General features: G+C 71.1%; 10 protein-coding genes. 5 read left to right on the top strand and 5 right to left on the bottom strand.

Going from position 1 to position 12,529, the window contains the following annotated elements:
- Positions 1–173: 173 nt before the first annotated feature.
- A complete protein-coding gene (locus ACFWXC_RS52615; RefSeq protein WP_384491414.1) occupies positions 174–791 on the bottom strand; it encodes a TetR/AcrR family transcriptional regulator in 618 nt (205 codons plus the stop codon).
- 175 nt (positions 792–966) lie between these two features.
- Here ACFWXC_RS52615 and ACFWXC_RS52610 point away from each other — a divergent pair, with 175 nt between their 5' ends.
- The 5 genes from ACFWXC_RS52610 (at position 967) to ACFWXC_RS52590 (ending at position 6,719) form a co-directional block, all read left to right on the top strand.
- On the top strand, positions 967–2,640 hold the full coding sequence (locus ACFWXC_RS52610) for an MFS transporter (protein WP_384491412.1): 1,674 nt from the start codon (positions 967–969) through the stop codon (positions 2,638–2,640).
- Between the two features lie 94 nt (positions 2,641–2,734).
- A complete protein-coding gene (locus tag ACFWXC_RS52605) occupies positions 2,735–3,508 on the top strand; it encodes a DUF2127 domain-containing protein (RefSeq protein ID WP_384491410.1) in 774 nt (257 codons plus the stop codon).
- A 29-nt stretch (positions 3,509–3,537) separates the two neighbouring features.
- Entirely contained in the window at positions 3,538–3,966 is a 429-nt protein-coding gene (locus ACFWXC_RS52600; protein WP_384491408.1) for a MerR family transcriptional regulator, read from the top strand.
- Positions 3,967–3,980: 14 nt separating this feature from the next.
- Positions 3,981–4,298 (top strand): thioredoxin, encoded by a 318-nt coding sequence (trxA, locus tag ACFWXC_RS52595; RefSeq protein WP_351710643.1) that lies wholly within the window; start codon positions 3,981–3,983, stop codon positions 4,296–4,298.
- A 150-nt stretch (positions 4,299–4,448) separates the two neighbouring features.
- Positions 4,449–6,719, top strand: coding sequence for a HelD family protein (locus ACFWXC_RS52590; RefSeq protein WP_384491406.1), 2,271 nt, complete (start codon positions 4,449–4,451; stop codon positions 6,717–6,719).
- On the opposite strand, the gene glgB is transcribed toward ACFWXC_RS52590, so the two are convergent.
- The 4 genes from glgB to ACFWXC_RS52570 all read right to left on the bottom strand — a co-directional run.
- Positions 6,694–8,880, bottom strand: coding sequence for a 1,4-alpha-glucan branching enzyme (gene glgB / locus ACFWXC_RS52585; protein WP_384491404.1), 2,187 nt, complete (start codon positions 8,878–8,880; stop codon positions 6,694–6,696). The genes ACFWXC_RS52590 and glgB overlap by 26 nt on opposite strands.
- An 18-nt stretch (positions 8,881–8,898) precedes the next feature.
- Positions 8,899–10,269: a maltokinase gene (locus ACFWXC_RS52580; RefSeq protein WP_384491402.1), complete on the bottom strand. Its 1,371-nt coding sequence runs from the start codon at positions 10,267–10,269 to the stop codon at positions 8,899–8,901.
- Between the two features lie 104 nt (positions 10,270–10,373).
- Positions 10,374–12,071, bottom strand: coding sequence for a maltose alpha-D-glucosyltransferase (gene treS / locus ACFWXC_RS52575; RefSeq protein ID WP_384491400.1), 1,698 nt, complete (start codon positions 12,069–12,071; stop codon positions 10,374–10,376).
- Positions 12,068–12,529: alpha-glucosidase C-terminal domain-containing protein (locus tag ACFWXC_RS52570; protein ID WP_384491398.1), on the bottom strand; the 462-nt coding region annotated here is incomplete at its 5' end. The genes treS and ACFWXC_RS52570, both read right to left, overlap by 4 nt.

Raw genomic sequence — 12,529 nt, 5'->3', positions numbered from 1 at the left:
CTCGGGGGGGGGGCGCCCTGGCACCCGCCCCGCGCCCGGGGCGTGGGGGGCTCCGCCCCCGCCCCTTCGGCCCGGGACGCCGCGCCCCGCCACAACCGGGGCCGCACGTCCGGCCAAAGCCTCCGGGCGGCTGACAACTCCCCCCCGCTCAGCCGCCCGGAGCCGTACCCGGGTTACTCGCTCAACTCGGCCACCAGTGCGGTGGCCCTGGAGGCGGGCACGCCCGCTGCCGTCAGTGCGCTGACCGCGGCGGAGCGGCCCGCCTCCTTCGCGTCGAGGAGGCCGTCGTTGACCGCCTCCATCACCGCGAACAGCAGCTGCTCATGCACGTACGCCAGGGCCGGCGCCGGCAGCGGTGAGCTGAAGTCGCCCTCGTCGAGGCCGCGCTGCAGCAGCTCCGCCTTCTTCTCGCGCAGGGGGGCCAGCCGGTCGCGGATGCCCCGCATGGTGACCGTGCGCTGGGCGAGGCCGACCAGCAGCCGGTAGCGGTCGGCGATCTCCCAGATGGCGAGCACCGACCGGGCCACCGCCTCCGCCGGGTTCGCCGTCTCCCGGCGGGCCCCCGCGTCGGCTGCCACCAGCGCCTCCACCGCGCCGTCGACCAGCGTGCCGATCAGCGCCTCCCGGCTCGGGAAATGGCCGTACACGGTCCGCCGTACGACCCCTGCCGCGCGTGCGATCTGGTCCATCGAGGCGTCGGGGTCACGCAGCAGCTCGGCGAGGGCGACGTCGAGGATGCGGCGCCGGTTCACGTCGGCGCGGGAGGGGTTACCCGTGGTCATGGCTGCCATTCTGCCTGGCCCGCAGCAGGGCTCACCGTCTCTCCGCAAGGGCTTCACCTCCTCCGTTTGCACAGTGGTGTGCAGATCCCCTACATTGCACATGGTTGTGCAATTGCACGTCACTGTGCAAGTTCAGTCGTACGCATCAGACGGCATCAGACGCGTGAGGAAGGCGATCCCTGCCATGCGACTCGTCATGAAGGAACCGGTCGGGACGACGGAGCGGCCGTATCCGCGCCGCTGGTGGGCACTGCTGGTGCTCTGCCTGAGCCTGCTGATCATCGTGATGGCCAACACCGCCCTCACGGTGGCCGCGCCCGACATGACCACCGACCTCGGGCTCAGCAGCGCCGACCTGCAGTGGGTCATCGACGGCTACACCGTGCCGTACGCCGCCCTGATGCTGCTGCTCGGCGCGATCGGCGACAAGTACAGCCGCCGCGGGGCGCTGATCCTGGGTCTGGTCGTGTTCGGGGGCGGGGCCGTCTTCGGGTATCTCGCCGACAGCGCCGCGACCGTGATCGCGGCCCGTGCCGTGATGGGCACCGGCGCCGCGCTGATCATGCCGGCCACCCTCTCCCTGCTGGCCGCCACCTTCCCGCGCCACGAGCGGGCGAAGGCCATCACCCTGTGGACCGCCACCGCCGGGCTCGCCATCGCCGCCGGACCGGTGGTCGCCGGTGCCCTGCTGCGCGACCACGGCTGGTCCTCGACCTTCCTCATCAACGTGCCGATCGCGGCCGTCGCGATCGTCGGTGCGCTGGTCCTCGTGCCGCCGAGCAAGGCCGGTCACCACCACCGCATCGACTACGTCGGCGGGCTGCTCTCCGTGCTCTGGACCGGCTCGCTGGTCTACATGATCATCGAGGGTCCGCACTTCGGCTGGGGCGTCAAGGCGGTCACCGCGGCCGTGGCCGCGGGCGCCGGCCTCGTCGCCTTCGTCCTGTGGGAGCTGCGCCACCCGCACCCGGTCCTGGACGTCCGCCGCTTCGCCCACCGCCGCTTCGCCGGCTCCAACCTCGCCGTCGCCCTGTTCTTCCTGGCCGTCTTCGGCGCCTTCTACTACCTCACCCAGCACCTCCAGTTCGTCCTCGGCTACGACGCCCTCGGCACCGGCGTCCGCATGCTCCCGCTGGCCGGTGCGGTCTTCGCCGGCTCGGCCCTGACCGGCTGGCTCACCCCGCGCGTCGGCATGAAGTGGACGGTCACGGCAGGGATGGTCGGCGGGACCACCGCGCTCGCCCTGCTCACCCGGGTGGACGCCGCCTCGGGGTACGGGGACTTCGTGGCGCCCCTGATCATCCTCGGCCTGGCCATCGGCCTGGCGCTCTCGCCCTGCACGGACGCGATCATGGGGGCCTTCCCGGAGTCCGAACTGGGCGTCGGCGGCGCCGTCAACGACACCTCGCTGGAGCTGGGCGGCTCCCTCGGCATCGCCATCCTCGGCTCGCTGCTCGCCACGTCCTACGGCAGCCACCTCACGGACGCCACCAGCGGCGGCAAGCTGCCCGCGAGCGCGCTGGCCACCGCCCAGGACTCGGTCGGCGCCGGTTACGCGGTCGCCCAGGGCATCGGCGAGCAGGCCAGGCGGACGGCCGCCCGGGCCGCGCAGGCCACCGACCCGCAGCAGGCGGCCCAGTTGAAGGCGCAGGCACAGCAACTGGCCGAGGGCGCCCGGCAGATGGCGGACGCCGTCGGCTCCTCCTTCGCCTCCGCGGTGGCCCACACCAGCCTGGTCGGCGCGGTGATCCTGGGCATCGGGACCGTGCTGGTGGCGGTACTGCTGCCGGGACACGAGAAGGCCGAGGCCGAGGCTCCGGCCGAGGAACGGGAGCCGGTGGGCAGCGGGGTGCGCTGACCCCTCACCGCCGCTTGTCGGCCGTATCCACTAACGTGCCGCTCCGGGCCAACCGGAACGGCACGTTGGCATTCCTGGCATGGAGGCACGGGGGATGAAGATCGACTGGGACCGTCGGCACTGCGCGCGCAAGGGGCATGTGACCTACGCCCCCGACGACCCGCGGCTGCGGGTGCGGCTGCACACCCAGACCGCGGTCGGGGAGGCCTGGCGCTGTCTGCGCTGCGGCGACTTCGCGCTCGGCGAGCCGCACGGCTCGGGCCCGGCGGCGGACGCCCCGCTGGTGCCGCGCGGGAAGGTGCTGCGGGACCTGTTCATCCTGCGGTTCCTGGCGATCGAGCGGGCCGTGCGCGGGGTGTTCATCGTGCTGGTCGCGGTCGCGGTGTGGAAGTTCAGCAACAGCCAGGACGCGGTGCGCAGGCTCTTCAACGAGTACCTGGACACCTTCCGGCCGGTCTTCAAGCACTTCCACTACGACCTCGACCACTCACCGGTCGTCGGCTCCATACAGAAGGCCTTCGGCTACAAGCACTCCACGCTGCTGCTGGTGGCCGCGCTGCTGCTGGCGTACGCGCTGATCGAACTCGTCGAGGCGGGCGGCCTCTGGTACGCCAAGCGGTGGGCGGAGTACCTGACGGTGGTCGCCACCGCCGCCTTCCTGCCGCTGGAAATCTACGAACTCACCGAGAAGGTCAGCTATCTGAAGATCGCCACCCTGGTGCTGAACATCCTCGCGGTGCTCTACATCGCCCTCACCAAGCGGCTGTTCGGGCTGCGCGGCGGGCGCCGGGCCTTCGAGGAGGAGCGGCACAGCGCCTCCCTGCTGGAGGTCGAGGAATCCGCCGGGGTGCAGCCGAGCTTGCCTTGACGTCGGCGTCAAGTCCTACCGTCGTAGACATGCGAATCGGCGAGCTGGCCGCACGGGCCGGTACCACCACACGCACCCTGCGGTACTACGAGGCGCGCGGGCTGCTGCCCGCGCGGCGATCCGGCAACGGCCACCGGACCTACGACGAGAGCGATCTGAAGCTGCTCACGCAGATCCGGACGCTCCAGGACTTCGGGTTCGAACTGGAGGAGACCCGGCCGTTCGTGGAGTGCCTGCGGGCCGGGCACCCGGAGGGCGACACCTGTCCGGCGTCGCTCGCGGTCTACCGGCGCAAGCTGGCGGAGCTGGACTCGCTCATCGGCGAGTTGCAGGCCGTGCGGGCCGAGGTCGGGGCCCAGTTGGGGCGGGCCGAGCGTGCGAGGGACGAGCTGGCGGCCGAGGCGCGGGTTCCGGGTGGTCCGGAACCGGTGTGCGAGCTGGGAGGGGATGGCGGATGACCAAGGCGGCGGGTGTGGCCGAGGTGACGGACGCGGACTTCGCGGCGGAGGTGATCGGGGCGGACGGGCCGGTGCTGGTGGAGTTCACCGCCGACTGGTGCCCGCCGTGCCGGCAGATGGCGCCGGTGCTCACGGCCCTCGCGGCGGAGGAGGGCGAGCGGCTGAAGGTGGTCCAGCTGGACGTGGACCACAACCCGGAGACGACGAACGCCTACAAGGTGCTGTCGATGCCGACGTTCATGGTGTTCCGGGACGGCGAGCCGGTGAAGTCGATGGTGGGCGCCCGGCCCAAGCGACGGCTCCTGGAGGAGCTGTCCGACGTGCTGCTCTGAACCGACCGGTTATACGAAGAATCCCCCGAGCAATTGCGCTCGGGGGATTTCTTTGCGTATATTCAAGAGTTCGTGACTTCAAGTCGATGATGAAATCGGTTCAGTCGCGAAGAAGTTCAGTGGGCACAGTATATCCGGGCGGGAGCGGAATTGTCAAACACCGAATATCCGGACGATGAATTGCGGCACGAGCAGGAATTCATCGACGGACTGTACGCACGGGTGGACGCGCTGCGCGGCGACACCGAGGACTCGGTCGCGGACGCCCTCGCCCTCGGCGACAAGCCGATGCAGGCCCGACTGGAGCGGGACATCCTGGTCGCCGAGCGGTCCGGGCTGCTCGCCGCGCTGAACGCCGTGGACGGCTCCCTCTGCTTCGGCCGGATCGACCTGGTCTCCGGCACGAAGCATCACATCGGCCGGATCGGACTGCGCCGGAACGACGCCGAGCGCACCCCGGTCCTCATCGACTGGCGCGCCGCGGTCGCCCGCCCCTTCTACCTGGCCACCGGCCACACCCCGATGGGCCTGCGCCGCCGCCGGCACATCGCCATCGACGGCCGCCGGGTCGTCTCCCTGCACGACGAGATCCTCGACCTGGGCGACCAGGAGCGCACCGGCCACGAGGACCCGTCCGGCGACGCGGTGCTGCTCGCCGCCCTCAACTCGGCCCGCACCGGCCGGATGAACGACATCGTGCAGACCATCCAGGCGGAACAGGACGAGATCATCCGCGCGCCCCATCGGGGGGTTCTGGTGGTCGAGGGCGGGCCGGGGACGGGCAAGACCGCGGTCGCGCTGCACCGGGCCGCCTATCTCCTCTACGAACACCGGGAACTGCTCGCCAAGCGGGCCGTGCTCATCGTCGGCCCCAACCCCGCCTTCCTCGGCTACATCGGCGAGGTGCTGCCCTCGCTCGGCGAGACCGGCGTGCTGCTGGCGACGGTCGGCGAGCTCTACCCCGGAGTGAAGGCCACGGCGGCCGACACCCCGGAGGCGGCCGCCGTGAAGGGCCGCGCCGGCATGGCCGACGTACTCGCCGCCGCCGTACGCGACCGGCAGGCACTGCCCGACCCGGTGGTCACCATCGAGCACGACCGCGAGGTGCTGATGCTCGACGACGGCCTGGTCAACATGGCCCGCGAGCGCACCCGTGCCGCCGGGCTCCCGCACAACGTGGCCCGCGAGCACTTCGAGGGTCACATCCTCAACACCCTCACCGAGCTGTACGCCGAGCGGGTCGGCACCGACCCCTTCGACGGCAGCAGCCTGCTGGACGCCTCCGACATCACCCAGATCCGCGACGAACTCGCCGAGAACCCCGAGGTCTGGTCCGCCGTCGACCAGCTGTGGCCGCGGCTGACCCCGCAGCGCCTGGTCGCCGACTTCCTCGCCGCCCCCGAGGGGTATCTCGGCGCGGAGGACGCGGCCGCGGTCCGCCGCCCGGTCACCCGGTCCTGGACGGTCTCGGACGTCCCCCTCCTCGACGAGGCGGCCGAGCTGCTGGGCGTCGACGAGCGCGTCGCCCGGGCCCGCGCCGAACGCGAGCGCGAGACCCAGATCGCCTATGCGCAGGGCGTCCTCGACGTCTCCTACGCCTCCCGGACCTACGAGTTCGACGACAAGGAGGACAGCGATCCCGAAGCCTCGGAGGTCCTGTCCGCGCACGACATCATCGATGCCGAACGCTTCGCCGAGCGCCAGGAGGAGGAGGACTTCCGCAGCGCGGCCGATCGGGCCGCCGCCGACCGCACCTGGGCCTTCGGGCACATCATCGTCGACGAGGCACAGGAGCTGTCGCCGATGGCCTGGCGGCTGCTGATGCGGCGCAGCCCGACCCGCTCCATGACCCTGGTCGGCGACCCCGCCCAGACCGCGGAGGCGGCGGGCGTGGGCTCCTGGGCGGAGATCCTCGAACCGTATGTCGAGGACCGCTGGGACCACACCCGTCTCGGCGTCAACTACCGCACCCCGTCCGAGATCATGGACCTCGCCGCGGCCGTGGTCCGTGCCGAGAACCCGGACTTCGAGCCCCCGAGCTCGGTCCGCTCCACCGGCGTACGTCCGTGGATCCGGCAGGCCTACGACGACCTTCCCGGCGCCGTGGAGAAGGCGGTGGCCGAACTCACCCCCGCCGAGGGCCGCCTGGCGGTGATCGCCCCACGCGATCTCCACCGCACCCTCGCCGGCCGCCTGCCCGGCGTCACGGCCGGCGCCGAACCCGACCTGACGCAGACAGTCGTGCTCCTGGACCCGCGCCAGGCCAAGGGCCTGGAGTTCGACTCGGTCCTGGTGGTCGAACCGGGCCGCTACGGCACCAGCGACCTGTACGTGGCCCTCACCCGCGCCACCCAGCGACTGGGCGTACTGCACACCGGCGGCCTGCCGGCCGGGCTCAGGCAGGCCGCAGCCACACCGTAGCCAGCGGAGGCAGGGTCAGGCGGATGCTCGCGGGGCGGCCATGGCTGCCCTGCGGCTCCGGCTTGACCGGGTCGGGGTTGGTGACACCGCTGCCGCCGTACTGGGCCGCGTCCGTGTTGAGGGTCTCGTGCCAGGCGGGGATCTCGTCCGGGACGCCCAGGCGGTAGTCGGAGCGGACCACGGGGGCGAGGTTGGAGACCGCGAGCAGCGGGGTGCCCTCGGCGTCGTACCTCAGGAACGCGAAGACGTTGTCCTCGGCCGCGTCGCCCGCGATCCACTGGAAGCCGGCGGGCGAGGTGTCCCGCTGCCACAGGGCCGGGGCGGCGCGGTAGACGGTGTTGAGGTCGCGGACCAGGTCGCGGACGCCCCGGTGGTCGGCCTCGGCGCCGTAGGCCGGATCCAGCAGCCACCAGTCCGGGCCGTGCGCCTCCGACCACTCCGCGCCCTGGGCGAACTCCTGGCCCATGAAGAGGAGCTGCTTGCCGGGGTGGGCCCACATGAAGCCCAGGTAGGCGCGGAGGTTGGCGCGCTGCTGCCACCAGTCGCCGGGCATCTTGGAGACCAGCGAGCGCTTGCCGTGCACGACCTCGTCGTGGGAGATGGGCAGCACGTAGTTCTCGCTGTACGCGTACACCATCGAGAAGGTCATCTCGTGGTGGTGGTACCTGCGGTGGACCGGCTCGTGGGACATGTACTCCAGCGAGTCGTGCATCCAGCCCATGTTCCACTTCAGGCCGAACCCGAGACCCCCGGTGTCGGTGGGGCGGGTCACGCCCTCCCAGGCCGTCGACTCCTCGGCGATCGTCACCACGCCCGGCATCCGCCGGTAGACCGTCGCGTTCATCTCCTGGAGGAACGCCACCGCGTCCAGGTTCTCCCGGCCGCCGTGCTCGTTCGGCGTCCACTGGCCCGGCTCGCGCGAGTAGTCGAGGTAGAGCATCGAGGCGACCGCGTCCACCCGGAGCCCGTCTATGTGGAACTCCTCGCACCAGTACAGCGCGTTCGCCACCAGGAAGTTGCGCACCTCCCGGCGCCCGAAGTCGAACTCCAGGGTGCCCCAGTCGGGATGGGCGGCCCGCAGCGGGTCCGAGTGCTCGTACAGCGGCCGCCCGTCGAACTCCGCCAGCGCCCAGTCGTCCCGCGGGAAGTGCGCCGGCACCCAGTCCATCAGCACCCCGATGCCGGCCCGGTGCAGGGCGTCGACCAGGTACTTGAAGTCGTCGGGGGTGCCGAGGCGGGCCGTCGGCGCGTAGAAGCCGGTGACCTGGTAGCCCCAGGAGCCGCCGAAGGGGTGCTCGGCGACCGGCATCAGCTCGACATGCGTGAAGCCCAGGTCACGGACGTAGTCCGGGAGCTGGTCGGCCAGTTCGCGGTAGGTCAGGCCGGGGCGCCAGGACGGCAGGTGCACCTCGTAGACCGAGAAGGGGGCCTCGTGCACGGGGGTGTCGGCCCGGTGGGTCATCCACTCCTCGTCGGTCCACTCGTGGTAGGACGCGTGGACGATCGACGACGTGCTGGGCGGGACCTCGGTACGACGGGCCAGCGGGTCGGCGCGCAGGGTGTGCGAGCCGTCCGGGCGGGTGATGTCGAACTTGTACAGCTCGCCCGCGCCGATGCCCGGCACGAACAGCTCCCAGATCCCCGAGGAGCCGAGCGAGCGCATCGGATACCCGGTGCCGTCCCAGAAGTTGAACCCCCCGGCCAGCCGGACGCCCCGCGCGTTCGGCGCCCACACCGAGAAACGGGTGCCGGGCACGCCCTGGTGGGTCGTGGGATGCGCGCCGAGCGCCTCCCACAGCCGCTCGTGCCGGCCCTCGCCGAGCAGATGCAGGTCCAGATCGCCCAGGGTGGGCAGGAAGCGGTACGCGTCCTCGGTCTCATGGACCGTGCCGTCGTACTCCACCAGCAGCCGGTAGACCGGCACGTCGGAGAGGGGGAGCAGGACGGAGAAGAAGCCGTCGCCGTCGTCGTGCAGGCCGGCCCGCAGATCCCGGCCGGCGACCACCGTCACCGCGCGGGCGTACGGGCGGAACACCCGCACGGCGACCCCGCCGTCCGGGACCGGATGCGCGCCCAGGACGGAGTGCGGGTCGTGATGCGTGCCGTGCAGCAGCCGCGCACGGTCGTCGGCGGCTACGGATACGGACTTCTTGGAGGTCACGGACGGGTCTCCCGGTGATCAGGTCGAGTCGGAGGTGGCGAGGCGGTGGACGGCCGAGAGGGGCACGGGAAGCCAGTCGGGGCGGTGCCGGGCCTCGTAGACGACCTCGTAGACGGCCTTGTCGGTCTCGTAGGCCCGCAGCAGCACGGGGTCGGTGCGGGGGTCGACGCCGGCGATCTCGGCGTACCCGGAGCAGTAGGCCGCCCGGCACAGATGTGCCCAGGCGCGGGCCGGCGGGGTCACCGAGTGGGCCGCGTAGTCGAAGGAGCGCAGCATGCCGGCGATGTCGCGCACCGGCGGCTGCGGCATCCGGCGCTCGGCCAGCGGGCGGGCCGGCTCGCCCTCGAAGTCGATCAGGGACCACTCCCCGGACGGCGAGCGCAGGCACTGCCCCAGGTGCAGATCGCCGTGCACCCGCTGGGCGGTCCAGGTGCGGCCCTCGGCGGCCAGGCCGGCCAGCGCCTCGTAGGCCGAGCGCAGCCCGTCCTCGTACGGCCGCAACGCCGGCACCGCCTGGACGGCCGCCGCCAGCCGCTCGGTCATGCCCGCGACCATCGACTCCAGCTGGCTGTGCCCGAGGGTGACGGTCGGCAGCGCCCGGGCCAGCGCGGTGTGCACCTCGGCGGTGGCCCGCCCCAGCGCCCGGGCGTCCGCCGCGAAGTCCTCGCCCTTGGCCAGCTCGCGCAGGGCCAGCTCCCAGCCGTCGGTCGCGCCGCGTACGAAGGGCTGGAGGACGGCCAGGACGTACGACTCCCCGGCGAGCTCGGCCCGCAGCCACGCCGTCGGGGCGGGCACCCGGGCGCAGCCCTCGCGGGCCAGGGCCAGGGGTATCTCCAGGTCGGGGTTGACGCCGGGCACGACGCGCCGCAGGAGCTTCAGGATGAACGTATCTCCGTAGACGACCGAGGAGTTGGACTGCTCGGCGGTCAGGAGCCGGGCCACCAGCCCGTCGCGTATCTCCGGACCGGGGTCGCGTTCGAAGAACAGGCCGCCGATGCGGGCCCGGGTGCGCAGGGCCTCCAGGAGCACCTCGGCGGGCCGGGGGTCGTACAGGGCGTCGTACACCGTGTGTCCGGCCAGCGGGCCGTCGGTCACGTGGCCGATCAGCGCGGGCGCCAGCCGGGGCGGCAGCGCCTCGCGCACGCCTATGAGGAGCTGGTAGCAGTCGCCGGCCTCGGCGGGGGCGGGCGGCTGCTCGGCGCGGACCAGCAGATGGTGCAGGCCCAGCCTGCTGTCCGACGGCAGGAGTTCGGTCTCGGCCACCGTGGCGAAGCCGGTGACCGGAGTGCCCTTGCCCGCGAACCAGCGCTGCCGGGGCAGCCATTCGCGCAGGAGGGGATCGAGCGAGGCGAGGAGAGGGGGCGTGGAGGGGGTGACCGTTTCCGCCATGGCGGGTACGTCCTTTCCCCGGTCGTCGGGGGCGTTAGTGATGCGTGCCCCGGGCGGGCCGGAGGAAACCGCCGCCGCCCGGGGTGGACTATGCCGGGTTCCGGTCACCCGTCCGCGCGCAGCCGGAACCAGTAGAAGCCGTGCCCCGCCAGGGTCAGCAGGTACGGCAGCTCGCCGATGGCCGGGAACCGCACCCCGCCGAACAGCTCCACCGGATGCCGGCCGTTGAAGCGCCGCAGATCCAGCTCGGTGGGCTGGGCGAACCGGGAGAAGTTGTGCACACAGAGGACGAGGTCGTCCTCGTACTCCCGCAGGAACGCGATCACCGCCGCGTTCGACGACTGCAGCTCGGTATAGGACCCCAGTCCGAAGGCAGGATTCTGCTTGCGGATCTCGATCATCCGGCGCGTCCAGTGCAGCAGCGAGGACGGGGAGGACATCGACGCCTCGACGTTGGTGACCTGGTAGCCGTAGACGGGGTCCATGATCGCCGGCAGGTACAGGCGCCCCGGGTCGCAGGACGAGAAACCGGCGTTGCGGTCCGGCGTCCACTGCATCGGCGTGCGCACCGCGTCCCGGTCGCCGAGCCAGATGTTGTCGCCCATGCCGATCTCGTCGCCGTAGTAGAGGATCGGCGAGCCGGGGAGGGACAGCAGCAGGGCGGTGAACAGCTCGATCTGGTTGCGGTCGTTGTCGAGGAGGGTGGCGAGCCGCCTGCGGATGCCGATGTTGGCGCGCATCCGCGGGTCTTTCGCGTACTCGGCCCACATGTAGTCGCGTTCCTCGTCGGTGACCATTTCGAGGGTGAGCTCGTCGTGGTTGCGCAGGAAGATGCCCCACTGGCAGCCGGACGGAATCGCCGGGGTCTTCGCGAGGATTTCCGAGACGGGGTAGCGGGACTCCCGGCGCACCGCCATGAAGATCCGCGGCATCACGGGGAAGTGGAACGCCATGTGGCACTCGTCGCCGCCGCTGCGGTAGTCGCCGAAGTAGTCGACGACGTCCTCCGGCCACTGGTTCGCCTCCGCCAGCAGCACGGTGTCCGGGTACTGGGTGTCGATCTCCTTGCGCACCCGCTTCAGGAAGTCGTGGGTGGCGGGCAGGTTCTCGCAGTTGGTGCCCTCGCGCTGGTAGAGGTACGGCACCGCGTCCAGCCGGAAGCCGTCGATGCCCAGGTCCAGCCAGAACCGCAGCGCGGAGAGGATCTCCTCCTGGACGGCCGGGTTCTCGTAGTTGAGATCCGGCTGGTGGGAGAAGAAGCGGTGCCAGAAGTACTGCTTGCGGACCGGGTCGTAGGTCCAGTTGGAGGCCTCGGTGTCGACGAAGATGATCCGCGCGTCCTGGTACTGCTTGTCGTCGTCCGCCCAGACGTAGTAGTCGCCGTACGGCCCGTCGGGGTCCTTGCGCGACTCCTGGAACCACGGGTGCTGGTCGCTGGTGTGGTTCATGACGAAGTCGATGATCACGCGCATGCCGCGCTGGTGGGCGGCGTCGACGAAGTCCACGAAGTCGGCGAGGTCACCGAACTCGGGGAGGACGGCGGTGTAGTCGGAGACGTCGTAACCGCCGTCCCGCAGCGGGGACTTGAAGAAGGGCGGCAGCCAGAGGCAGTCGACACCGAGCCACTGCAGATAGTCGAGCTTCGCGGTCAGACCCTTGAGGTCGCCGATGCCGTCACCGTTGCTGTCCTGGAAGGAACGCACCAGGACCTCGTAGAAGACGGCCCGTTTGAACCAGTCGGGGTCCCGGTCCTTGGCAGGCGTGTCCTCGAAGGTGTCCTGGACGGGTTCGTTGACGATCATGTTGTGGGTGACCCTCCGATCCGCGGGGACGGTCGCAGAACCGTGAAGATATGCGCAGGTCGTCGACCCGGTTCCAGGCGCACATAGTTGGCCCTGCCCCAGTTGAAGGTTTCACCGGTGAGCTCGTCGCGCACCGGCACCGACTCGTGCCAGTTCAGGCCGAGTTGCGGCATGTCCAACGAGACCGTGGCCTCCTGGGTGTGGTGGGGGTCGAGGTTGACGACCACCAGAACCGTGTTCGATCCGCTCCGCTTGCTGTAGGCGATCACCGAGTCCTGGTCGGCGTGGTGGAAGTGGAGATCGCGCAACTGCCGCAGGGCCGGACTGCTGCGCCGGACGGTGTTGAGGCGGGTGACGAGGGGCGCGATGCCCGCTGTCTCGGCGCGGGTCCAGTCGCGGGGTTTGAGCTGGTACTTCTCGGAGTCGAGGTATTCCTCGCCGCCGTCTTTGAGGGGGGT

This window comes from Streptomyces sp. NPDC058683, from assembly GCF_042716195.1.
GTDB lineage: Bacteria > Actinomycetota > Actinomycetes > Streptomycetales > Streptomycetaceae > Streptomyces.
Note: the sequence above shows the minus strand (reverse complement) of the source record. Positions and strands in the feature narration are given on the sequence as shown.